The following is a 25,783-nucleotide window of genomic DNA, read 5'->3' as shown; positions in this document are numbered from 1 at the left end:
ATGAAGTTAAGTATTAGCCTATTTTGTGTTTTTTTACTGTTTGTTTCTTGTGAAGAAAAGCAAACAACAAGTACCGACTCGCCAGAAAGCGCGCTAATAAAACGTATTGCGCCAAACCATGCTTCGCAGTTTATTATAGAAATTGATAAAATATCCGAAGAAGAAGATTGGTTTGAAATTGAATCCAAAAACGATAAAATTATTTTACGTGGTAATAACGGCGTTTCTATTGCTTCTGCTTTTTATTATTATTTAAAGGAATATACAAACAGCCAAATTACTTGGAATGGTACAAACCTTAATTTACCAAAAAAACTACCTGCTTTAAAAACACTAGTTCATAAAAAAACACCTTACGAGTACCGCTATTATTTAAACTACTGTACGTTTAATTACACTATGAGTTGGTGGGATTGGGAACGTTGGGAAAAAGAAATCGATTGGATGGCTTTACACGGTATTAATATGCCATTAGCCATTACAGGCGAAGAGTATATTTGGGACGAAGTGTATAAATCTTATGGTTTTACAGATGCTAATTTAAGCACTTTTTTTAGCGGACCAGCTTATTTTTCGTGGTTTTGGATGGGGAATTTAGATGGTTGGGGTGGTCCTTTATCGCAACATTGGAAAGACACGCACCGCGATTTACAAATAAAGATTTTAAAACGTGAAAGAGCATTAGGCATGAAACCTGTTTTACCAGCGTTTACAGGGCATGTTCCTGCGTCTTTTAAAACCTTTTTTCCTGAAGCTAATTTAAAACAAACCAATTGGGGGAACGATTTTTCCGATACGTATATCCTAGATGCTAACGATCCGTTATTTGCTGAAATCGGAAAGAAATTCTTAGAAACCCAAGAGCGTATTTACGGCACAGATCATTTGTATTCTGCCGACACGTTTAATGAAAATACACCGCCATCTAACGACCCCGAATATTTATCTAATTTAAGTAGTAAGGTTTACGAAGGCATGAAATCTGCCGATCCCGATGCCGTTTGGGTGATGCAAGGGTGGTTGTTTTACAGTCATAGAGATTTTTGGCAAGCACCACAAATTAAGGGGTTATTGGCTCCTGTTCCAGATGATAAAATGATTATTCTCGATTTAGCCTCAGAAATAGAACCAGTTTGGAAACGTACCGAAGCCTTTTATGGAAAACAATGGATTTGGAATATGTTACACAGTTTTGGCGGAAATATTAGCATGTTTGGTCGCATAGAAACCGTTGCCAGCGAACCTGCCAAAGCCTTAAATGATGCCCATGCAGGTAAGTTAAAAGGAATTGGATTAACCATGGAATCTATTGAGCAAAATCCTGTTTTATATGAATTAATGACCGATAACACCTGGCGAGATACACCAATAGATTTAAGTACTTGGTTAGAGCGCTATACTTTAAATCGTTATGGGCAATCAAATACAGATATTTTGAAAGCTTGGGATGTTATGGTGAAAACCGTTTATAACGGACAAGTAATTCGCGATGGTGCCGAATCTATTATTGTGGCAAGACCAACATTTGAAGGCTATAGACGATGGGCAAGAACCAAGCTAAATTATGCGCCTGAAGATTTATTACCGGCTTGGAATTTATTTGTAAAAACAATACCGTTAAATAAAGATTCAGATGGTTTTGAATACGATTTAGTCGATTTAACCCGACAAGTTCTAGCAAACTACGCTTTACCATTGCAACAACAAATAACCACAGCTTATAAGGCCAATAATAAAGCCGATTTTGATAAATATAGTAACGAGTTTATCGCCTTAATTGATGATATGGATATGCTTTTGGGCACACGAAAAGATTTCTTGCTTGGTCCATGGATTGCAGATGCTAGAAGTTGGGGGCAAACCGAACAAGAAAAGGCACTTTACGAACAAAATGCAAGAGATTTAATTACGCTTTGGGGAGATGCCAATAATAGATTACATGAGTACAGCAACCGACAATGGAGTGGATTATTTTCCGATTTTTACAAACCCAGATGGGAACAGTTTTTTGCAACCGTTAAAAAAGATTGGAAGCATTTTGATCAAAACGCATTCGATGAGACTATAAAACAGTGGGAATGGAATTGGGTAACCGATCGAAAAGATTTTCCAATTGATGCCCAAGGTAATGCTCGAGTTGTTGTTAAGGAATTATATGATAAATACCGAAGTCGTATTGTAACTCTAACCGCTAAAATGCAGCCTATTCAATACAATTATTAAAAATGACAGCGATTTTTATAATAAAATCGAATGATTATACCCGATTTGAAAAAGCAAAGGCTTCTAGTGCTCAGGTGATTTCAACAGATTATTACATACCAACGAAACTCTATAAATATTCTTTTAAAGTCAGTTTTAAAGGAAATAATTACGAAAAAATTAAAAAATAAGACATGTTTAAAATTAAGTATCATAGTATTCTTTTGTTACTCATTATTTTGTCGAATGATTTAAGTGCACAAAACTCATTTTCTATAGTATCAGGACAAGAAAAAGCGAGTATTCTAATCGATAAAAAAGATGCCAAAGTTGTAGAAATAGCGGCCGATATTTTAGCACGCGATATTCATCATATTTCTAATAAAACTATTGAAATAAATACCGTTGGTAAATTTTCTATCATCGCCGGAACACTTGGTAAAAGTAAATGGATTGATGGCTTAGTATCAAAACAGAAAATAGATATTTCTCAAGTAAAAGGGAAATGGGAAACATATAAAATTGAAGTCGTAGAAAACCCATTTAAAGGTATTGAAAAAGCATTGGTTATTGTTGGTTCCGATAGAAGAGCAACCGCCTATGGTTTGTTAGAGGTTTCTAGAATGTTAAATGTTTCGCCTTGGGAATGGTGGGCAGATGTGACGCCAGATAAAAAGGAAGAATTAATACTATCCATACACACAAAAATATATGGCGAACCTTCGGTAAAATATAGAGGTGTGTTTTTAAACGATGAAGATTGGGGCTTACAACGTTGGGCTGCTTTAAATTATGAGCCAGAAACGGGTGATATGGGGCCAAAAACCTACGCAAAAGTATTCGAATTACTATTGCGCTTACGAGCAAACACCATATGGCCTGCGATGCACCGAAGCACAAAACCTTTTTATTCGTATCCAGAAAATAAACAAGTGGCAGATGATTATGCCATTGTTATAGGAACTTCGCATGCTGAACCTATGCTAAGTAACATTAATACAGAATGGAATCATGAAACGATGGGTGAGTATCGTTATGACACCAATTCTGAAGTTATAAAAAACTTATTTAAAAAGCGGGTCAAAGAAACGGCGAAGTTTGAAAATATTTACACCACAGGTATGCGAGGTGAACACGATTCACCAATGATTGTTGGGGAAGATGATACCGATCAACAAGTAAAATTATTAGAAAAAATAATTACAGATCAAAGAGCTATTTTAAAACAGGAAACTAAGAAAAATCCAAATACCATTCCGCAAGCTTTTGTACCTTATAAAGAGGTTTTAACCTATTACCAAAACGGATTGAATTTACCAGAAGATATCACACTTGTTTGGACTGACGATAATTATGGTTACATCCGACAATTAAGCACACCTGATGAACAAAAACGTAAAGGTGGTGCAGGTGTTTATTACCATACATCTTACTGGGGAAGACCGCACGATTATTTATGGCTAAACTCTACAAACCCTGTTTTAATGTGGGAAGAAATGTCTAAAGCTTACGAATTTAAATCTAGAGATTTATGGATTTTGAACTGCGGAGATATCAAACCTCATGAATACAATATAGAATTGTTTTTAGACATGGCTTGGGATATGAAGCCTTTTGAAAAAAGCGTATCTGTAAAGGAACATATGAAAACTTGGGCAACCAGAGAATTTGGAGCTCATATAGCTTCAGAGACAACTAATTTATTATTTGAAAATAACAGGTTGTCGTATATAAGACGTCCAGAATTTATGGCTTGGAGTGAGGTAGAACCTGTTACTAAAGCAGGTGAAACAACGTTGACTCAGTATCATTATGGTGATGAGGTAACATGTAAAATAAACGCTTACGAGATTATAGTTGAAACGGCAGAGCGTTTATATAAAAAGGTTCCAGAAAACCGTAAAGCTGCTTTTTATCAATTGGTTTATTACCCAGTAATTGGTGCTTCAAAACTGAGTGAGAAGTGGTTGTATTTCTATAAAAATAAGTTTGTATCTCAACAAGGAAAATTGAGTGCAAATTTTTATAGTGAACAATCGGAAAATGCATATAATCGTATTTTAAAAGAAACAGATTATTATAATAAAACGCTAGCAGAAGGCAAATGGAATCATATCATGACGATGCAACCTAGATTTTTACCAGTGTTTTCTAAACCAGCTTATGCCGTTGTAGGTTCAAAAGAAAAACCAACATTAGGGATCGCGTTAGAAGGTTATGAAATGGAAGTAAATCATGACATTGTAAACAGTTTTGCTGATGTTTTACCAGTTTTTAATAGCTATACAGACAACCATTACTTTATGGATATATTTTTAAAAGGAGAAGGGAAAGTAGAATGGAAAGCAATACCGAAAAGTGATTGGATTAAAATTTCAGAAACCGAAGGTATACTAACTAATGTTAACAGTAAACAAGAAAAACGCTTATGGGTAAGTATAGATTGGGATAAAGTGCCAACAGGAGAAAACAAAAAAGAAGCGCCTTTAGGGCATGATTTTCAATTAATTCCGCCAAGTTATAAAGTGAATAGTGCGATTGATTTTGTTAGTGCAGATAGCACAGTAACAATTGGTGTGTCAGTTTTTAATCCGAAATTAAAAGTATTAGAAGGTTATAAAGGCTTTATAGAAGACAAAGGTTTTGTATCCATACATGCTGAAAATCCGACACGAAATATTACTGGAAAGGAAGCGAAATGGGAAATATATGATGGCATGGGGTATACTGGCAAAGTCATTGCAGCATTGCCAAGAAGTACAAGTTCGATAACTGATTTAAATTTGATACAAAAAAATAGTCCTTCATTAGAGTATGATTTTTATACCTTTAATTTCGGAGAAGTTGATCTGAACTTACAAGCAGTCCCAACACATGCCATTCATGAAGGACGCGGTGTTCGTTGCGCAGTATCTATTGATGATGCAGAACCTGTACTAGTCGATTTCCAAACGTTTGGAAGAAGTGACACATGGAAACAAAATGTACTTAAAAATGCGAGTGTACAATCTGTAAAACAAATTGTAAATAAGGCTGGAAAGCATACTTTAAAAGTTTGGATGGTAGATTCTGGTGTTATGTTAGATCAAATTTTAATTGATTTAGGAGGATGGAAAAAATCATATGCTTTTCCTTCTGAAACAAAAAAGAGGAACTAATTCATTTAGAAATACTAAAATAGTGTTATGGTTAAACTGTTAGGAGTTTTATTACTATTGTTTTCTTTAAGCTCTTGTAAAGCCAAACAGGAAAAAGATATAGAGCATGTTCAGATAGCCTTTATTGCCGATGCTCATTTTGCAGATATTTATGGAGAATTTCAAGATCATACTTATAAAGGAATTAAAAACCCTTTAACAGGGGAGTATGCAAATATCAGAACAATGAGTTCGCAATTACAGTCTACAAGAATTTTTAATGAAAATTACTTTGCCTTTATAACAGCATTAAATGATATAGCAAAAAGAGGCATAAAATTAGTTGCACTTCCAGGTGATTTTAGTGATGATGGACAACCTATACATATTAGAGGGCTAAGACGCATACTTAATGAATATTCAATAAAGTATGGCATGTCTTTTTATGTAACCACAGGAAATCATGATGCTGTAAGACCATTTTCTCAAGAAGCTAAAAAAACAGACTTTTTAGGGCAAGATGGTAAAGAACAAATTATTACCAGTTTTAAAATTACTTCAGTGCTAAACGAAAATGCATTAGAACCTATTATAACTTCCGATATTAAGAATTGGGGTTATAAGGAGATGATGCATGAAATGTCTGATTTTGGTTTTTTTCCTAAAATAAACGATTTGTATTGGGAAACTCCTTTTTCAGAATACAAGTATGAAAATTACAACTTTGATGAAGCTTTAAAAGAAGCTGATTTAGATAAAAGAGTATATCCCATTAAAAATACTAGTTTGTTGCTTCCAGATGCGAGTTACTTGGCAGAACCCGTAAAAAATGTTTGGCTATTAGCGATAGACGCCAATGTATATGTGCCTAATGAAAATTTATCGGGTTTAAAGGACAATCCTAACGATTTTTCTAGTGCAAGTGTGGGCTATAACAATGTGCTGTTGTACAAAAATCATTTAATTAATTGGGTTAAAAAAGTTGCAGAAGAAGCAAAACGAAATGATAAAGTTTTAATAGCCTTTAGTCATTATCCTATGATTGATTTCAATGATGCTGCATCAGCAGATTTAAAACAATTTTTTGGAGCAGATAAAATGCAGTTACACAGAGTTCCAGATGAAGCTGTTGCAAAAGCATTTGCCAATGCCGGTATTAAGATTCATTTTGGAGGTCACATGCATATAAACGATACAGGTGTTAGAAAAATAGACACAAAGCATACATTGTTTAATATTCAAACACCTTCATTGGCAGCCTACAAGCCTGCTTATAAAATACTTAATATTCTTTCTGATTTCGAGTTTGAAGTAGAGACAGTGGTTTTAAATTCAGTTGAAAATTTCAATAGTTTATTCCCTTTTTACGAACAAGAATATACTCATTTAGAAGCAACAAAGCATGTTAAAATTTGGAATAAAGATATTCTTAAATCTGTAGATTATAAAGATTTTACCGAATGGCATTTAAAAGAATTGGTTCGTCTTAGGTTTTTAAAAAAAGATTTTCCTACTGATTTTTTAGACTCTTTTCTAAAACTTTCAGGTAAAGGTTTATTAGAAGTTAATAAAGATAGTTTAGAAACCAATAAACAATTAATGCTTAATAATTTACTTATTTCAGATTTTAAAACATGGACAGGCTTTGATATGATATATGATTTTTACAGATTAAGAAATGCAGATGAATTAGCTGTTAAAGATATTGGGGATAATAGGTTGAAGCAATACAGAATAGTTTGTAATGAGCTAGAGAAAACGAATAATAAAAGTTTTGTGTTGTGGGCAAAAATATTTCAAAAAACACTTAAAGGAGCACCTTCCAATCATTTTAAAATTAATATAAAAACAAATTCAGTTAAACGCATAGACTAATAAATATAAATAAATTTTTCTATGTAAAAAAAACAGTAACTTGTAAATACTTTATGAAAAAGCATCTGTACATATTACTTTTTTTATTTTTTATTAGTGCTATTAATTTATCCAATTCTCAAAATATAAAGTTCGAGCACTATAATGATGATAGTGGTTTGTCTCATAATTCTGTTAGATACATCGCTCAAGATAAGAATGGTTTTATGTGGTTTGGTACCTTCTCTGGTTTAAATCGTTTTGATGGGTATCAATTCAAAACCTATTTAAGTTCTTTTCCGGGTGAAAATAGAATTTATAATGATGATATCACAGCGTTAGAATATGATGAAGCTTCTAATAATTTATGGATAGGGACCAGAAAAGGATTAACCCTTTTTAAAAGTGATACACATGTCTTTACTACTTTTTTATCAGAAAAAAATAACCCAAATAGTTTACCTGATGAAGAGATTAGATCTATACATATAGATAAATTTAAACGAGTTTGGGTAGGTACCAAAACAAAAGGAGTTTATATATTTTATCCAGAAGAAAAGAAATTTGAAAAAGTTTCTATTAAAGGTTTTGAATATGTGAAAGAAATTTTTGAAGATAAAAAAGGAAATATTTGGGTGGGTAGTTTTGGAACTGCTTCGGTAGCAAAAATCACTTTAAGTACGAGTGGAGATGTTGTTAAAATATATAATTACACACTCTCTATTCCTAATTCAGAGGAGAAAAATCCATATATTAATTTTATTTATGAAGATGCTAAGAAAGACATATTTGTTGGTACCCGTGAAGGTCTATACAAATTAGATATAAAAACTAATGAGTTTAAAAACCTTTACATACAGGATGATGAAACTAGAGCTAGTTTAGGACCTTATTTTTTAACTGTAGCCCAAGCACCAGACGGTAAATATTGGGTTGGAACTTTGGGTGGCTTAATTGAATGTGATCGATTAGAAGATATTAATAAAGGCAAATACAAATGGTATTATTCTGTTTTGTCCGATGATACATCACTAGTTGATAACTTGGTTTATGCTCTGTATTTTGATGCTTCAGGCGTCTTATGGATTGGTACTGAGGATGGGTTGGATAAATATGACCCGTACGAAAACCAGTTTACTTTAAATAAAGATATATCCAAATATATAGGAAATCAAGCTCCTCGTATAAGAGGTTTTTCTAAAACATATGATGGTAAAATTATTGCTGCTACAAGACATAATGGACTTTTTGTTTCAAATTCAGAAGGTTTTGTTCCATTATATAATAATCAAAAGGATATTGCTAGTATTTATTCTATAGATGGAAAAACTTTTTTTTGTGGGCTATGGAATGGGAAAATATTAGTTTATGATTATATCACTAATCAATCGAAAATAATTAATGTTGGTTTTGAAATTTCATCTGTATTTGCTTTTTCTAAAATTACAGATACTACTATTATGATAGGTTCTTTTGGAGAAGGAGCCGTTATATTAAATATAGAAAATTTACAAGTACAGGATGTTAAAAGTAAATTACTTCCTGGCTTTGCTATTAATGCTATTGAAAAAGATCATACAGGTAATTTATGGTTTGCAACTCAAACAGGAATTGGTAAATATGCTATTAGAACAGGAGAGGTTATAATATACAAATTACAAGCAAATGAAGCAAATGGTCTTGTTAACGATGAGGATGTAAGTGATGTTTTAGTAGATAATTACGGTAAAGTTTATGTGTCTACTAGAACAGGATTGAGTTATTATGATGCATCAATTAATAATTTTAAATATTTATCAAAGCCAAAAGAACTTGTAGGTAAGTGGATTACAGATATGGTGGTAGATACTAATGGAGATTTGTGGTTAAACATGAACAACAATAGTGTTGCAAGACTTAAAAATAATTTAAAAGATATTAATGTATATCAAGTAAATAGTGGGAATAGGTTAGATGTTTTTAGCTCTAGTGGGTTTTATAATTTCGAATATTCAAATATTTATTTAGGAGGGAAAAATGGCATAATTTATTTTTCGCCGCAAGATATTATTGAAAATAATTGGTCTCCAATTCCAATTATAACAGAATTTAAAATTCAAAATAAAGAAGTGCTTCCAGGTATGGACATTAATGGACAAATACCTCTTTTAAAGGATTTAAATTTTAGTAAGAATGTAGAGCTTAATTATAAGAATCGTAATTTTTCAATTCAATTTTCTGCTCCGTCATTTTCAGATAACAAGCTCAATAAATTTGAATACATGTTAGAAGGTTTTGATAAGAGCTGGATTTTAACAAATAGCAATTCTAGAACTATTCAGTACACCAACCTGTATCCTGGCGATTATGTGTTTAAAGTAAAGGCAAGTAATAGTTACGGTTATTGGAGTAAAGCAGCTTCTTATAAAATAAAAATTACACCACCATTTTGGTTAACACCTCAAGCGTTTATTTTATTTGCAGTTGTTTTTATACTTATCTTCTATTTTATTAGAAGAGAAGAGAAGAATAGGATTAGGTTAAAACAAGAATTACTAACAGAAAAAGTAAATAGGGAGCGCGATGTTAAACTAAATAATGAAAAACTTCGATTTTTTACCAATATATCACATGAGTTGAGAACCCCGTTAACACTTATTTTAGGGCCTGCTAAACAATTATTAGAAGAAGGGGGAGAAACTGCTACAGATTATCAAAAAAGCAGATTCAATCTTATTCATCAAAATGCCACTAGATTACTAACATTAGTAAATCAAGTACTTGATTTTAGAAAAGCACAAACAGGAGAGTTAAAACTGAAAGTATCAAAAACAGATATTGTTTCTTATTCCAAAAACATTTTTGAATCGTTTAAAGAATTGGCGTATAATAAGAAAATTCAATTAAATTTTATTTCAGAAAACGAAGACATTGTTGGTTGGGTAGATAATGATAAATATGATAAAATTCTTTATAATTTATTATCAAACGCTTTAAAATTCACAAATAAATATGGTCACGTAGATTTGTTTATTAGGATAAAAGAAGGTCATGACAATTTTTTAGTTATTGAAGTAAGTGATGATGGAATAGGTATTCCTTTAAAAAGCCAAGAAAAGATTTTTACAAGATTTTACCAAGCTACGAATAGCAAAGAAAATAATACAGGTTCTGGTATTGGTTTATCGTTAGTTAAATCTTTAGTAGAACTTCATAAAGGAATCATTAAAGTAGATAGTGAACCTAACAAAGGAAGTGTGTTTACTGTCGAGATTCCAGTAGGTCGCGACTTTTATAAAGATAAAGAAGTTTTTGAATATGATTTAAAAGATAAAAATGAACCCATAATTCCAGCTTTACCTGCTAAGAAAATAATTCAGAGTACAGAGTTAAAACAAAAAATATTAGTTGTTGAAGACAATAATGAACTTAGGAAATATTTGGTCGATTATTTATCCGATTATTATAAAGTTTACAATGCAGAAAATGGAGAAGAAGGCTTGCGGATTTGCAGACAAATTAAACCTATTATTTGTATTGCAGATATTATGATGCCAGTTATGAATGGATTGGATTTCTGTAAAGAATTAAAAAATGATGAATTTATTAGTCACATTCCTGTCGTTTTATTAACTGCGCTTTCTGAAAATGAAGATAAAGTGAAAGGTTATGGTTTAGGAGCCGATGGCTATTTAGTAAAACCTTTCGATCCTTCGCTTTTAAAAACCGTTATCGAAAATATTATAAAGTCTAGATTAGAATTAAAAACTAAATTTTCAGGAGAAGTAGAAAGTGAAATAGACTTACTTACTCATTCCCCAATTGATGAGGAGTTTATGGAAAAAGTAACAACTTTAATTAATGATAATTTAAGTGAAGTAGATTTATCAACAGCATATTTGTGTAATGCGTTAGGTGTTAGTTCTTCAAAATTATATCGAAAAATTAAAGAACTAACAGATTTAGCACCTAATGAATTTATAAGAACCATTCGTTTAAAAAAGTCGGCACAGCTTTTAAAAACTAAGAAGTATAACGTATCAGAAGTTACCAATTTAGTAGGGTTTAATGATCCCTTATATTTTAGTAGATGCTTTAAAAAGCAATTCGGTTTTCCTCCCAGTAAACTAATAAATTAATATTTTCCATATAAAAAACATGTTTATACCTTAAATATATCCATATTTTTGATGTATTAATCCATCCTTTTCTTTAGTGAAAAATTTAGTTTCGTATAAGTTAATTTTCAATATTAAATATCATGAAAAAGTCTATAGACTCTAATAACCCATTAAATAATTTAGATGAATGGGAAGATGATTTGTTAATGAGATATCCAGATCCATCTGAAAGTAAAAAGGAAAAAGACGAATTTAGAAATTATGTAGATTCAGAACGTGTAGAAACTGTTAAAGAGTTTTATAGAATAAATCATATTTACCAAACCTATGATTTTGTTTGTAGTAAAGAAGAAGAGTTTCTAAAATTTGATAGAAAAGAAATGTCTGTTTGGGAAGCTGTAGAGTTTTTAAACACACTTGTAGATGATAGTGATCCAGATATAGATTTAGATCAAACACAACACCTTTTACAAACATCTGAAGCTATTAGAGCAGATGGTCACCCCGATTGGTTTGTGCTTACTGGATTTATACATGATTTAGGGAAAGTTTTATGTCTTTTTGGAGAACCACAATGGGCTGTAGTAGGCGATACGTTTCCTGTAGGATGTGCTTATTCAGATAAGATTGTGTATTCAGAGTTTTTTAAAGAAAACCCAGATTATATAAACCCCAAATTTAACACGAAACTTGGTGTTTATAAAGAGAATTGCGGACTTGATAATGTCAAAATGAGTTGGGGTCACGATGAATATCTGTATCAAATAATGAAAGATTATTTACCAGAGCCAGCATTATATATGATTAGATTTCATTCGTTTTACTCCCAACATAGAGACAATGCTTATGCACATTTAATGAATGATAAAGATATTGAAATGTTTGAATGGGTAAGAAAGTTTAATCCTTACGATTTATACACTAAAGCACCTGTTAAACCAGATGTAAAAGCATTACTACCTTATTACAAAGCATTAGTATCCAAATATTTGCCAGAAAAATTGAGATTTTAAATTTTAATAATTCGATAAATCATGTTATGAGGTGCTTAGGGTAAATGATGCCCTAGTACTTTGTAGCATAAACCAACTAAACCAACTAAACCACTAACCACTTATGTATACTGTTATTACTTTTATAGCCTTCACGGCTTTTGTTGCTTTTTATTCTTGGTTTAAACTTAGAAAAGAAAAGCTAGCCTCAAAAGATGGTTACTTTCTTGGTGGCAGAAGTTTAACAGGCGTTGTTATTGCAGGTTCTATGTTACTTACAAATATCTCAACCGAACATCTTATAGGTATGAATGGGTCATCTTATAAAAATGGCTTTATAATTATTGCTTGGGAAGTAACATCGGCATTAGCTTTAGTGGCTGCTGCTATTTATTTTATTCCAAAATATCTAAAAATGGGGCTTACTACAATTCCTCAATATTTGGAAAAGAGATTTGATAATGCAACCAGAACTTTAGTAGCATTATTTTTAATGATTTCATTTATAGTAACCTTGCTCCCTATAGTGCTTTATACAGGAGCAATAAATATTGAAAGCATATTCAATATCTCTGAAGTTTTAGAAGTTTCTAAAGATGAAGGTTTATGGATTACCGTTGTACTTATAGGTGTTTTAGGTTCTGTTTATGCCATTTTTGGAGGGTTAAAAGCGGTGGCTATTTCAGATACCATCAATGGTTATGGCCTGTTAATAGGAGGACTTCTTATTCCATTATTGGCACTATTAAGTATAGGTGATGGAAATCCGTTAGAAGGTTTAAGCAAAGTTTACAAGAACAGTCCAGAAAAGTTTAACGTGATAGGATCAAAAGATTCCGTATTACCTTTTGAAGTACTTTTTACAGGTTTAATTATAAATCAAATTTATTTTTGGTGCATGAATCAAACCATCATTCAACGTGCTTTTGGTGCAAAGAATTTAGTTGAGGCACAAAAGGGACTGCTTTTTACGGGGGTTTTAAAAATATTAGTTCCAATCATCATTATTCTACCAGGCGTAATTGGTTTTTATTATTTCGGTGATTCTCTGTACGATAATCAAGATATGATTTATCCAGAGCTTATTAAAAAAGTATTGCCAGTAGGCTTAGTCGGTATTTTTGCAGCTATAGTATTAGGGGCTGTGTTAAGCACATTTAATAGTGTACTAAATAGTGCTGCAACTATTTTTAGTATAGATATATATAAAACGCATTTAGAAAAAAATTGTACAGATATTAAATTAGTTAGAGTCGGTAAATTAACCACAACTGTTTTAGCTATATTCGCCATATTAGTCGCACCCATGGTAGCCAATGCACCAGATGGTTTATACCAATTACTACAGCAATTAAATGGTATATTCTTTATACCTATAGCCTCTATTATGTTAGCTGGGTTTTTTCTTAAAAAAGTATCAGCAACGGGAGCCAAAGTAGCACTGTTTGTAGGACTTATATTTTATATTTTAACAACTTTTGTTTTTAAGGTTGATATCCACTTTGTGCATATTTGGGGAATAGAGTTTTTATTAAATCTAGCTGTTATGTTTGGTGTGTCTTATTTATACCCTTCAAATAAAGAATTTAATCAAGATGATTTACATATAGTAGAAATTAAAGCATGGAAATACACCAAACCTATGGCAATTTCTCTGTGTGCGGTTACTGTTCTAATCTATGTGCTATTGGGAACAAATTAAATCATCTGATAAATGGAAGTAGCACGTATTAAAGAATCTAATCGGTTTTTGTCGCTTGATGTTTTTAGAGGTTTAACCATTTGTTTAATGATTGTTGTTAACACACCTGGTACTGGAGCTCCCTTGTACTCTTTTTTGATACATGCCAATTGGTTTGGATTTACACTTGCTGATTTAGTGTTTCCTTCATTTCTATTTGCCATGGGTAATGCCATGAGTTTTTCAATTGGAAAACTAAAATCAGCTTCATCCAGAAGTGTTTGGAAAAAAATATTAAAACGAACGTTTCTTATTTTTTTGATAGGATATTTAATGTATTGGTTTCCATTTTTTCAACAAGTAGATGGATCATGGGAACTAAAGCCAATTAGCGAGACTCGTATCATGGGCGTGTTGCAACGTATTGCTTTATGCTACTTTTTTACATCTATTATTTTCTATTCCCTATCACAAAGAATGGCGTTAATTTTATCAGGAATTATTCTGTTAGGTTATTGGGCAATATTATATATGTTTGGCGACTCAGGTGGGGTTTTAAATATGGCTACTAATGCCGTTACTAAATTGGATTTATACCTGTTAGGGGAAGGTCATATTTACAAAAAAGACAGTATTCCGTTTGATCCTGAAGGTGTTTTAAGTACGTTACCCGCTATTGTAAATGTTGTTGCAGGATTTGTAGCAGGAGTTTTTGTGCAACAAAAAGGAAAGACTTTTGAAGGTATTTCTAAGTTACTTATTGCAGGTTTTGTTTTAACAGCTTTAGGACTTTGGTGGGATTTAATATTTCCAATTTCAAAAAAGCTATGGACGAGTTCATTCACTATATACACCATAGGATTAGATTTATCTATAATGGCAATTTTGATTTATTTAATGGAAATAAAAAAAGTAAAGTTTGGTGTTACTTTTTTTGAGGTTTTCGGAAAGAATCCTTTGTTTATTTATTTGTTTTCTGAGTTGTTTTATATCGTTTTACGTCATATTAAAACAAGTTCAGGCATGGATCTTTTTGAATGGGTCAGTGAAAATGTTTTTCAGAATATATTTCCTGGTTCATTTGGAGCTTTAATTACAGCAACAGTTTTTATGTTATTATCTTGGTCGTTAGGATGGTGGCTTGACAAGAAAAGAGTTTATATTAAAATATAATTATCAATGTTTTTTGCCTTTAGTGGTTTCAATTGAAATCAATCATAAAATCATGAGATTTTTTAGAATGGCTTGAATTAATTATTTTAGAATATTTATAGCATTATGATAGTTTATCTTCAAAAAAAGTGTTCCAAATACATTTTAAAATTGTTGTTTGTCGAAATAATACGTTCTAGATAAATCTTTTATAGACTTTAGCATTTATTAAAAAAATAAATATTTCCATGAAAAAGCTTGTTATACTTTGTTCTTTTAGCCTTCTTCTTTTAAATAGCTGTAAAGAGCAAGTTAAGCCGCCTTTAGCATATGGCCCTACACCATCTCAAAAACAATTAAGTTGGCACGAAATGGAGTTTTACGCTTTTGTACATTTCTCATTAAACACATTTACAAATAAAGAGTGGGGCTATGGCGATGAATCGCCCAAATTATTTAATCCTACCGCTTTAGATACTAAACAATGGGCTCGTATTGCAAAAGAAGCTGGCATGACAGGCATTATAATAACAGCCAAACATCATGATGGCTTTTGTTTATGGCCTTCAGATTATACAGAACGTTCCGTAAAAAACTCACCTTGGAAAAACGGTAAAGGAGATGTCGTTAAAGAATTAGCCGAATCTTGTAGAGAATACGGTTTAAAATTAGGAATTTACCTTTCACCTTGGGATAGAAATCATCCAGAATATGGAAAGCCAGGTTATATTACATATTTCAGAAATCAATTAAAAGAATTGTTGACCAACTATGGAGACGTGTTTGAAATCTGGTTTGATGGTGCTAATGGTGGAGATGGTTATTATGGAGGTGCTAATGAAACAAGAAAAATAAACACTCTTGAGTATTACAATTGGGATGAAACTTATAAAATGATATATGAAATTGCACCAAAAACATTAGTCTGGGGTGTTGGCCCTTCTGAAGCACGTTGGATAGGAAACGAAGAAGGAAGAGCGGGTAAAACAAATTGGAGTTTACTTCGCCAAAAAGATGAATTAGCAGGAAAAGTACATTACACAGAATTTATGTCTGGGCATGAAGATGGTGAAAAATGGGTTCCAGGAGAAGCAGATGTTTCAATAAGACCAGGTTGGTTTTATCATGCCATTGAAGATGATAAAGTTAGACCAATTGAAGACATGGTAGATATCTATTATGAATCTATAGGAAGAAACGCAAATCTTTTATTAAACCTTCCTGTAGATAAAAGAGGACTTGTTAATGAAAATGACGAAGCTAGATTAAAAGAATTAACAGCAATCATTAAAACAGATTTTAAAAATGAACTGCTTTCAGGATGCAAAATTTCAGCAGATAATGTTCGAGGTGATGATGATTTGTATTCAGTAAATAATTTAGTAGATACAAATAAGGAAACCTATTGGGCAACAGACGATACTGTTAAAACGGCTTCTGTTTTATTTGAATTTGAAAAACCTACAGCTATAAACCGTATTCTTTTGCAAGAATCTATTAAACTCGGCCAACGTGTAAAAGAATTTAATGTTGAAGCAAGAGTAGATGGAAAATGGCAAACCGTAGCCAATGAGACTACTATTGGGTATAAAAGAATATTAAGAATACCAAGGGTTGAAGCGACTGCTCTTAGAGTGAATATTACAAATTCCAAAGCAAGCCTTGTTATATCTGCAATTAAAGCTTATAACGCACCTACTTTAGTTTATTCTCCTGTAATACAAAGAAATAAAAAAGGAGTCGTCGTTATAAAAGCTGAAAATAACAATAAAATATACTATACTATTGATGGTTCTCAACCAACAATTCAAAGTACATTATATAATATACCATTTAAACACACTAATGCTTTAAAAATAAAAGCAATAGCTTATAATACAACTGAAAATGTTAGCAGCACTATTAATACAGCGCGTTTTGGTAAGTCTAAAGAAAACTGGAAAGTAATTTTTGCTACAAGTGGAGATTTAAAAAAAGTCGATAAAATTATTGATGGCGATCCAAATACAACTTGGATGATGGGAGATGAGAAAAATAAACTTCCTCAAGAAATAATTGTTGATATGGGGGCTAAACAAAAGATAAATGGGTTTAAATATTTTCCACAACAAATAGGTGGCAATTTAAATCTCATTTCTAACTACAAATTTTACACAAGTTTGGATAATAAAAATTGGACGAAGCAGGCTGAAGGAGAATTTTCAAATATTAAAAACAATCCTACAGAACAAATAAAAACATTCAATATTTTAGAAACTAGATATATGCGTTTTGTGGCTGTGTCTGCCATAGGAAATGGTAACAGTGTTACCATTGGAGAAATTAGTGTCATGGAAAAATAGATAAACACCAAAAGATGTTTAAATGGATGGTTTTATAAAAAATATTCCTTTGCCGAAGTACATTGGTTATTAGTCGAAATTTTTGATTTTGAGAAGACTTAAGTAAGTAATTTTATATCAATAATGTAAAGAAACCAATAAATGATTAAACAAGATATCAGCTATAAGGAAAAAGAAGGAATTGGGTATAAAGAAGCAGGTAAATTTGAAGATACTCGTTTTGAGAAAATTCATAATGTTATTTTCGATTCTTCTTTAGAAGCTTCCATTTTAGTAGCAAAAGAAATTGCAAATTTAATTCATAGAAAAGAAGAATTAAATGAACCTTGTGTTTTGGGTTTAGCAACAGGATCTTCACCAATAAAAGTGTATGAAGAGCTTGTAAGAATGCACAAAGAGGAAGGCTTAAGTTTTAAAAACGTTATTACTTTTAATTTAGATGAATATTATCCTATGGATAAAGATAATATTCAGAGTTATCATTACTTTATGCACGATCATCTTTTTGATCATGTAGATATATCACCAGAACATATTAATATTCCAGATGGTACAGTAAGTTTCGAAGAACTTAGACAGTCTTGTATTGATTATGAAATGAAAATAAAATCGTATGGCGGATTGGATTTTCAATTACTGGGAATTGGCAGAACAGGTCACATCGGGTTTAATGAACCAGGGTCTCATATTAACTCAGGAACAAGAAGTATAACTTTAGATCATATTACACGTATTGATGCGGCTCCTTCTTTTTTAGGTATTGATAACGTCCCTAGAAAAGCCATTACCATGGGAATAGGTACCGTAAGAAGTGCTAAACGTATCGTGCTTCTTGCTTGGGGAATTAGTAAAGCTGAAATATTAAAGAAAACTATAGAAGGCGACGTAACTTCACAAGTGCCTGCAACTTATTTACAAGAGCATAATAACACAACCTTTGTTTTAGATAGTGAAGCTTCATCAGAATTAACAAGAGTAAAAACACCTTGGCTTGTAAAATCATGTATTTGGACTGATGAATTAAAACTGAAAGCTGTAGTTTGGTTAAGTGAATTAACAAATAAACCTTTTCTTAAACTTACAGATAAGGATTATAATGATAATGGTATGGCTAGCCTTTTAACAGAAGAAGGCACTGCTTATGATTTAAACATTAAAATGTTTAATAAATTACAACATACCATCACAGGTTGGCCAGGAGGAAAACCAAATGCAGATGATACTTATAGACCGGAACGTTCTACACCAGCAAAAAAGAGAGTGATTATTTTTAGTCCGCACCCCGATGACGATGTCATTTCCATGGGAGGTACATTTGATAGATTAGTAGAACAAGGACACGAGGTTCATGTGGCATATCAAACTTCGGGAAATATTGCAGTTTCTAATGAGGAAGCTTTAAAGTTTGCTGAAATATCTATGGCTTTCAATTCAAAATCAACTGAGTCACAGCAAATTATAGATTTTTTAAAAAATAAATCTGAAAATGATATTGATTCTATTGAGGTTAGAAAACTAAAAAGTTTAATTAGAAGAAGTGAATCTTTAGCTGCAACTAGATACATAGGGCTTACTGATGAAAACGTTCATTTTTTAGACCTTCCGTTTTACGAAACAGGAACTGTGAAAAAAAGTAATCTTTCTGAAGCCGATATAAAAATCATGTGTCATCTTATTGAAGAAATAAAACCACATCAAATTTATGCAGCAGGCGATTTAGCCGATCCTCATGGAACTCACAAAGTTTGTTTAGATAGTTTATTCGAAGCATTAAAGATATTGAAACCTAAACCTTTCATGGATGATTGTTGGGTATGGTTATACCGTGGCGCATGGCATGAGTGGGAATCTTCGCAAATAGAGATGGCTGTTCCTATGAGTCCAGATCAAGTTCTTAAAAAGCGACACGCTATTTTTTATCACCAATCTCAAAAAGATGGTGTTATGTTTCAAGGAGATGATTCTAGAGAGTTTTGGGTACGTGTTGAAGATAGAAATAGAGAAACGGCAAAAAAATATAATGATTTAGGATTAGCAGATTATGCTGCTATTGAGGCATTTAAGCGTTATTATTTTTAAAAAAAACGGTATATACTAATTCTGATTAATAGCATTTAAAATTAGTTTATTTTTTGGTTATTGATGGTTATCTTTTTAATAAATGGTAGCCATCAATTTTTTATGCTATGTATGGTTTGAATTTCCAATAATAGTAATTGACAAATGGTATTGCCATTTTTTAAATAGAAGAATTTAAAATTTTCTGTTTTACTTCTTCCAAATAAGATCGGCCAATTACATATCTAAGTCCTTCAATTTCGACACTATTCCCTTCAACAGCATCAATTTTATCAATGGCAATAGTATAAGATCTATGTATTCTTATAAAATCCCTAGAAGGTAATAAATTTGTAAAATCCGATAGCGTACTGTGTACAATGTATCTACCTGTTAAGGTATTAATTTTTAAATAATCTTTTAAACTTTCAATAACTAAAATTTCATCAAGAAAAATTTTCTTCATTTTCTTTTTGTCAATTTTAACAAAAATGAAAGGACGTTCTTTAGTCTTTTCTAAAGGAGTTTTTACAATATCAAGTCTTTTTTCTATTTTATTTAGAGCTTTCATAAACCTTGGAAACTCAATAGGTTTTACTAAGTAATCTAAAACATCTAATTCATAAGTTTCTATAGCAAATTCATCATAAGCACTGGTAATTATTAATAAGGGCGGTTCATCTAAACTTTTAATAAAATTAATACCATCTAGTACAGGCATATTGATATCTAAAAAAATAACATCAACAGAATTGTTTTTTAAGAAATTTAAACCATCTATAGCATTATTAAATGTGTTTACTATTTCAAAATTTTCAATTTGTTCTAAATAATTTTTAATAATATTTATTGCTAATGGTTCATCATCAATAATTAAACAACTAATGGTCATGTTTTTGTTTTTATATTATAAGTAATTAATAAGAATTACTTTGAGAGTATTGTTAAATATTAACCAACTTTAATTTTGAGTTTTACTACAAATTTATTTTTATGACTTTTTATTTTCAGATCATAATCTTTTTTGTTGTAACCTAATTCCAGTCTTTTTTTAACATTTTCCAATCCAATCCCACTGGATTGCTTCAGGTTGTCTTTATGATCTGTTATTAATGGTAAGGGGTTAATAACGGTAAAATAAAGAAAATTTTCTTTGATTTTAAAGTTAATAACAATTTTAACTTTACCTATATTTTTATTCGCCCCATGTTTAAAGGCATTTTCAATAAATGTTAATAATAATATGGGGGCAATTTCTTTATCTTGAATATCGCCAGATATAGACATATTCACTTCAAGAGAATCATCATATCTAACTCTTTCTAAATCTATATAATTTTGGATACAAAGTATCTCGTTCTCTAGTGTTTGCCGCCTCTCTTTTGTTTCGTAAAGCATATAACGCATTAATTCAGAGAGTTTTAATATTATTTTGGGTGTTTTTTCAGACTTTTCTACAGATAAAGAATAGATATTATTAAGTGTATTAAAAAAGAAATGAGGTGAAATTTGATTCTTTAAAAAAAGTAATTCAGTTTCTAATTGTGCTTTTTCAAGGTCCGTGACTCTTTTATGTTCTTTTAAAAAATCTAGTGTTATTTTTATAGCTGCAACAAATGTGATAACATACAATTCACCAATCATCATATCTATGGTGTAATTGAAAGATAATTTGTTTAGGAACTCTGGTCCTTCGGGCCATACATTCTGACTTATCAATAAATACGTTAAATTAAATTTTACTAAAACCATTATAAAAATGGCAGATAAAACAGAAAGGATATATAAAAAATATTTTTTTCTATAGATCAAAAACGGCATGAGAATAAAAATATTTAGATAACTAAGAGCCATATGAATAGGAAAACCTAACATATTTGATTTCAATGAATACTCATAATCATTAAAATAGCTACCCCAACGGAATGTATTAAATAGAAAGTATACCATCCAAAAGACAACATGATAACGCCATGATATTTGGTGTAATTTATTTTCATTTTTCATTATAATATAATTTAAATAAGTTTTTTTTGGTGTTTAGGGCTTTTTAAGTGTTGTCCGTCTAAATTAATTTCAATAACCAGATAATTCATGAAAATTTAACATTAAATTACTACAGTTTGCTATGAAGAACATTACAAAGTCAATCTTGTTTTTAGTTTTAATAACTAGTTGCAAAAATAACGTAAATAATAGTCTACCTGAAAAAGATTCAAGTGAATTTGTAAATTCCTTTATAGGAACAGGTGGTCATGGTCATACATATCCAGGGGCTACGGTTCCTTTTGGAATGGTTCAAGTAAGTCCAGACAATGGTATTTCAAGTTGGGATTGGTGTTCAGGATATCATTATTCAGATTCTATTATAGCAGGGTTTAGTCATTTGCATTTAAGCGGAACGGGTATTGGTGATTTGGCCGATATCTTATTTATGCCAGTAAATAAAAATGTTGATTTAACAATCAATACCACGTCAAGGGATTCACTTCCATATAAATCATCTTACAGTCATGATAATGAAAAGGCGAGTCCAGGATATTATCAGGTTTTTTTAGAGACTCCTAAAATAAACGTAGAGTTAACATCATCATTACGTACGGCATATCATAAATACACATTTTCAGAAAATGATAAACAATCTGTAGTCGTAGATTTGGGATTCGCTATTAATTGGGATAAAGCATTAAGCACATCTATTACCATTGAAGACGAATATACTATGAGTGGTTACCGATTTAGTACGGGATGGGCAAAAAATCAAAAGGTGTTTTTTGTTGCTAAATTTTCTAAACCAATTTCACAACATGTATTAGTTGTAGATGGAAAACAAAGAGAAAACATGTTTGCTGAAGGAGACAAAGTTAAATCTCAGCTATTTTTTGATAATAAAATTTCTAATGAATTATTTGTGAAAGTCGCAGTTTCATCTGTAAGTGTTAGTAATGCAAAAGAGAATTTAGATATTGATGATTTAACTTTTGAAAAGGTAAAAGCAGAATCTAAAACTATTTGGGATACCGCTTTAAACAAAATAGAAGTTGAAACTCCTGTTGATTCACTAAAAACTATATTTTACACGGCGCTTTATCACTCTCAAATAGCGCCTGTAACTTATAGTGATAAAAATGGCGAATTTAGAAAAGAAAACGATAGCATAGTTACAGCTACCAATTATATCGCCTATTCTACATTATCACTTTGGGATACTTTTAGAGCTGAAAATCCATTACTTACATTTCTAGCTCCAGACAAAGTTTCAGACATGGTTAATTCTATGTTAGCGTATTACGAGACTAAAAAAATATTACCTGTATGGACGCTATATGCTAATGAAACCAATACGATGACAGGCTACCATTCTATTCCTGTAATTGTAGATGCTTACAAAAAAGGCATTAAAGGTTTTGATGCTGAAAAGGCTTATGAAGCGATGAAACAAACCATGATGCAAGATGATCGTGGATTAAATTTTTATAAAAAGTATGGTTATGTACCTTATAATTTATTAGACGAATCCGTTACTATTACTTTAGAATATGCTTTTGATGATTGGTGTGTTGCTCAAATGGCAAAAGACTTAGGTAAAGAAGATGATTACAAATATTTCTTGAATCGTTCTAAAGCTTATCAATATTTGTTTGATCCAGAGACAGGATTTATGAGAGGGAAATCTGAAAATGGAAAATCATGGAATGAACCTTTTGATCCAAAACACTCAAATCATAGAGAGCAAACAGATTATACCGAAGGTAATGCATGGCAACACAGTTGGTTTGTACCTCATAATGTTGAAGATTTTATTTCATTACATGGAAGTGATAACATCTTCACAAATCGTTTAGAGGAATTATTCACTGAGAGTTCAGAAATTACAGGAAATAATATATCTGCTGATATTTCTGGGTTAATAGGCCAATATGCACATGGTAATGAACCAAGCCATCATATTGCATATATGTTTAATAAAGCGAACAAACCGTGGCGCACGCAATACTGGGTGCATCATATTTTAAATACCCAATACAATACAACACCAAATGGATTAAGCGGTAATGAAGACTGTGGACAAATGTCTGCTTGGTACGTTTTTAGTTCTATAGGTTTCTATCCTATGAACCCCGCTTCAGGAGACTATGAAATAGGAAGTCCTCTTTTTGAAAAATCAACCATTAAACTTGCAGAAGAAAAAACATTTGTTATTGAAGCTGAAAATATTTCAAACACAAACTTTTATATACAGTCAGCAACACTTAATGGCGTTGAATTTAATCAAACATCTATTTCGCATCAGCAAATATTAGAAGGCGGTATTTTACATTTTGTTATGGGGTCTGAGCCAAATAAAACATGGGGTGTAACACTTAAAAAGAACAAAAACTAAATGAATATTATTGATTTAAGTATTATTATATTTTACATACTATTAACCGTAGGTGTTGGTATTTGGATTTCTAAAAAAGCATCAAAAGGACTCGATGAATATTTTCTAGGAGGTAAATCTATTAAATGGTATTATTTAGGCTTAAGTAATGGCTCAGGAATGTTTGATATTTCTGGAACATCGTGGATGGTTGGTATTTTATTTTTGTATGGTGTAAAAAGCTTTCTGTTTATGTGGCTTTGGCCTATTTGGAATCAAATATTCATTATGATGTTCTTAGCGGTTTGGATTCGAAGATCTCAAGTAATGACAGGGTCTGAATGGATTCTAACACGCTTTGGAAATGATAGGGCAGGTAAAGCTTCTCATATTATAGTAGCCATTTTTGCTATCATTTCAGCCATAGGATTCATTGCATACTTTTTTGAAGGTATTGGTAAATTTATGACTGTTATTTTACCTTGGGATTTAACGCTTAATTTAGGACAAAGCACTTTACTTAATTCAGAACATTCATATGCGTTGATTATTATCTTATTAACTACTATTTATACGGTTAAAGGCGGTATGTTTTCTGTGGTAGCTACCGAAGTCTTACAATACGGTATCATGGTTATTGCAGGGGTGTTAGTGGCAGGATACACCCTTATTTATTATACAGATATCCAAATTACATCAGTAATTTCAGAAGAATGGAAAAATATATTTTTCGGGTGGGAATTAGATACCCATTGGAGTTCTAAATATCAGGCTTTTAATAATTTAATAGACTCTGAAGGCTACAAAATGTTTGGAGCTTTAGTAGGCATGTCTTTATTTAAAGGTTTTTTTGCGAGTATTGCAGGACCCACACCAAGTTATGATTTGCAACGAATTCTTTCAACAAAATCGGTTAAGGAAGCAGCATATATGAGTGGATTTACAAATCTCATTTTATTTATTCCAAGGTATTTACTAATTGGCGGTATTGTGGTTATTGCATTGGTAACTCTGGCACCTCAAATGAGTGAAAATCCAGCATTAACAGGCAAGGATTTAGAAATATTACTTCCTACGGTTATTAATTTTCATGTACCTGTAGGTATAAAAGGCTTGTTGTTAGCAGGCTTATTGGCTGCATTCATGTCTACATTTTCGGCGTTTGTAAATGCGGGACCAGCTTATATAGTAAATGACATTTATAAAAAATATTTTAAACCAGAAGCGACAAGTGAACATTACATAAAAATAAGTCATATAGCATCTTTTGTTATCGTTGGATTAGGTGTTTTTATGGGTTTTTATGCAGATTCCATTAACTCACTAACACTTTGGATTACGAGTTCCTTATTTGGAGGCTATGTAGCAGCAAATTTTTTAAAGTGGGTTTGGTGGCGTTTTAATGGTTGGGGTTATTTCTGGGGAATGTTTGCAGGACTAGTAGTTGCTTCATTACAATTTGTATTAGATCAAAATAAAGGAAGTTTTGAAGTAGGTACGTGGTTGTATCGCCTATCAGAGTTACAAGCCATATATTTGTTTCCTATAATATTTTCATTTTCTGTTTTAGGTAGTATTTTAGGTACATTTTTAACCAGACCAACAGATATTTTTGTTTTAAAAGATTTTTACAAAAATGTAAGGCCTTGGGGGTTTTGGAAACCTGTTTACAAAGCATTAAAAAGTGAAGATGCTTCTTTTAGTGCAAATAAAGATTTTGGAAAAGATATGTTAAATTGTGCAATAGGCATTGTGTGGCAGTCTAGCATGATTGTTTTGCCTATATTTCTTTTAATTAGAGATTATCCAAAAATGATCATTTCTTTAATTGTCTTTTTAATAACATCGGCTATATTAAAATACACATGGTTAGATGTTGTTAGAAAACTACCAGACTAATAA

Annotated in this window: 14 protein-coding genes; 12 read left to right on the top strand and 2 right to left on the bottom strand. The window is 31.5% G+C overall.

Features of this window, described 5'->3' with window-relative positions:
• The 10 genes from QLS71_RS01405 (at position 1) to nagB (ending at position 19,539) form a co-directional block, all read left to right on the top strand.
• Entirely contained in the window at positions 1 to 2,223 is a 2,223-nt protein-coding gene (locus QLS71_RS01405; protein WP_308991320.1) for an alpha-N-acetylglucosaminidase, read from the top strand.
• A gap of 2 nt (positions 2,224 to 2,225) precedes the next feature.
• The gene (locus QLS71_RS01400; RefSeq protein ID WP_308991321.1) at positions 2,226 to 2,393 is read left to right on the top strand and encodes a Ca2+-dependent phosphoinositide-specific phospholipase C; all 168 of its coding nucleotides are present in this window, start codon (positions 2,226 to 2,228) and stop codon (positions 2,391 to 2,393) included.
• A 3-nt stretch (positions 2,394 to 2,396) separates the two neighbouring features.
• Complete coding sequence (locus QLS71_RS01395) at positions 2,397 to 5,360, top strand: glycosyl hydrolase 115 family protein (RefSeq protein ID WP_308991322.1); 2,964 nt, start codon at positions 2,397 to 2,399, stop codon at positions 5,358 to 5,360.
• Positions 5,361 to 5,387: 27 nt separating this feature from the next.
• The gene (locus QLS71_RS01390) at positions 5,388 to 7,214 is read left to right on the top strand and encodes a metallophosphoesterase (protein ID WP_308991323.1); all 1,827 of its coding nucleotides are present in this window, start codon (positions 5,388 to 5,390) and stop codon (positions 7,212 to 7,214) included.
• A gap of 53 nt (positions 7,215 to 7,267) precedes the next feature.
• Positions 7,268 to 11,311 carry a two-component regulator propeller domain-containing protein gene (locus QLS71_RS01385; RefSeq protein WP_308991324.1) on the top strand — a complete coding sequence of 1,348 codons (4,044 nt, stop codon included), beginning with the start codon at positions 7,268 to 7,270 and terminating at the stop codon, positions 11,309 to 11,311.
• Between the two features lie 122 nt (positions 11,312 to 11,433).
• Complete coding sequence (locus QLS71_RS01380) at positions 11,434 to 12,306, top strand: inositol oxygenase family protein (RefSeq protein WP_308991325.1); 873 nt, start codon at positions 11,434 to 11,436, stop codon at positions 12,304 to 12,306.
• Positions 12,307 to 12,409: 103 nt separating this feature from the next.
• Positions 12,410 to 13,987 carry a solute:sodium symporter family transporter gene (locus QLS71_RS01375; RefSeq protein ID WP_308991326.1) on the top strand — a complete coding sequence of 526 codons (1,578 nt, stop codon included), beginning with the start codon at positions 12,410 to 12,412 and terminating at the stop codon, positions 13,985 to 13,987.
• A 12-nt stretch (positions 13,988 to 13,999) separates the two neighbouring features.
• The gene (locus QLS71_RS01370) at positions 14,000 to 15,139 is read left to right on the top strand and encodes a DUF5009 domain-containing protein (protein WP_308991327.1); all 1,140 of its coding nucleotides are present in this window, start codon (positions 14,000 to 14,002) and stop codon (positions 15,137 to 15,139) included.
• A 227-nt stretch (positions 15,140 to 15,366) separates the two neighbouring features.
• Complete coding sequence (locus QLS71_RS01365; protein ID WP_308991328.1) at positions 15,367 to 17,460, top strand: alpha-L-fucosidase; 2,094 nt, start codon at positions 15,367 to 15,369, stop codon at positions 17,458 to 17,460.
• A gap of 141 nt (positions 17,461 to 17,601) precedes the next feature.
• Positions 17,602 to 19,539 (top strand): glucosamine-6-phosphate deaminase, encoded by a 1,938-nt coding sequence (gene nagB, locus QLS71_RS01360; protein ID WP_308991329.1) that lies wholly within the window; start codon positions 17,602 to 17,604, stop codon positions 19,537 to 19,539.
• Positions 19,540 to 19,699: 160 nt separating this feature from the next.
• Here the strand turns inward: nagB and QLS71_RS01355 are convergent, their stop codons facing one another.
• Together QLS71_RS01355 and QLS71_RS01350 are read right to left on the bottom strand one after the other, a co-directional pair.
• A complete protein-coding gene (locus QLS71_RS01355) occupies positions 19,700 to 20,410 on the bottom strand; it encodes a response regulator transcription factor (RefSeq protein WP_308991330.1) in 711 nt (236 codons plus the stop codon).
• Between the two features lie 59 nt (positions 20,411 to 20,469).
• A complete protein-coding gene (locus tag QLS71_RS01350; protein WP_308991331.1) occupies positions 20,470 to 21,525 on the bottom strand; it encodes a sensor histidine kinase in 1,056 nt (351 codons plus the stop codon).
• A 121-nt stretch (positions 21,526 to 21,646) separates the two neighbouring features.
• On the opposite strand from QLS71_RS01350, the gene QLS71_RS01345 reads away from it, so the two are divergent.
• Complete coding sequence (locus QLS71_RS01345; RefSeq protein WP_308991332.1) at positions 21,647 to 23,902, top strand: GH92 family glycosyl hydrolase; 2,256 nt, start codon at positions 21,647 to 21,649, stop codon at positions 23,900 to 23,902.
• Positions 23,903 to 25,780, top strand: a complete 1,878-nt coding sequence (locus QLS71_RS01340; RefSeq protein ID WP_308991333.1) for a sodium:solute symporter family protein — start codon at positions 23,903 to 23,905, stop codon at positions 25,778 to 25,780.
• Positions 25,781 to 25,783 lie beyond the last annotated feature (3 nt).

This window comes from Mariniflexile litorale (assembly GCF_031128465.2).
Taxonomy (GTDB): domain Bacteria; phylum Bacteroidota; class Bacteroidia; order Flavobacteriales; family Flavobacteriaceae; genus Mariniflexile; species Mariniflexile litorale.
The sequence above is the reverse complement of the archived record's forward strand: the minus strand, read 5'-3'. Positions and strand labels throughout refer to the sequence as shown.

Excerpts from the sequence above, each read along its gene's own strand:
- QLS71_RS01375 (WP_308991326.1), top strand. The coding sequence starts at position 12,410 with ATGTATACTGTTATTACTTTTATAGCCTTCACGGCTTTTGTTGCTTTT.
- QLS71_RS01400 (WP_308991321.1), top strand. The coding sequence starts at position 2,226 with ATGACAGCGATTTTTATAATAAAATCGAATGATTATACCCGATTTGAA.
- QLS71_RS01350 (WP_308991331.1), bottom strand. The coding sequence starts at position 21,525 with ATGAAAAATGAAAATAAATTACACCAAATATCATGGCGTTATCATGTT.
- QLS71_RS01355 (WP_308991330.1), bottom strand. The coding sequence starts at position 20,410 with ATGACCATTAGTTGTTTAATTATTGATGATGAACCATTAGCAATAAAT.
- QLS71_RS01390 (WP_308991323.1), top strand. The coding sequence starts at position 5,388 with ATGGTTAAACTGTTAGGAGTTTTATTACTATTGTTTTCTTTAAGCTCT.
- QLS71_RS01395 (WP_308991322.1), top strand. The coding sequence starts at position 2,397 with ATGTTTAAAATTAAGTATCATAGTATTCTTTTGTTACTCATTATTTTG.
- QLS71_RS01405 (WP_308991320.1), top strand. The coding sequence starts at position 1 with ATGAAGTTAAGTATTAGCCTATTTTGTGTTTTTTTACTGTTTGTTTCT.
- QLS71_RS01365 (WP_308991328.1), top strand. The coding sequence starts at position 15,367 with ATGAAAAAGCTTGTTATACTTTGTTCTTTTAGCCTTCTTCTTTTAAAT.
- QLS71_RS01340 (WP_308991333.1), top strand. The coding sequence starts at position 23,903 with ATGAATATTATTGATTTAAGTATTATTATATTTTACATACTATTAACC.
- QLS71_RS01380 (WP_308991325.1), top strand. The coding sequence starts at position 11,434 with ATGAAAAAGTCTATAGACTCTAATAACCCATTAAATAATTTAGATGAA.
- QLS71_RS01345 (WP_308991332.1), top strand. The coding sequence starts at position 21,647 with ATGAAGAACATTACAAAGTCAATCTTGTTTTTAGTTTTAATAACTAGT.
- nagB (WP_308991329.1), top strand. The coding sequence starts at position 17,602 with ATGATTAAACAAGATATCAGCTATAAGGAAAAAGAAGGAATTGGGTAT.
- QLS71_RS01370 (WP_308991327.1), top strand. The coding sequence starts at position 14,000 with ATGGAAGTAGCACGTATTAAAGAATCTAATCGGTTTTTGTCGCTTGAT.
- QLS71_RS01385 (WP_308991324.1), top strand. The coding sequence starts at position 7,268 with ATGAAAAAGCATCTGTACATATTACTTTTTTTATTTTTTATTAGTGCT.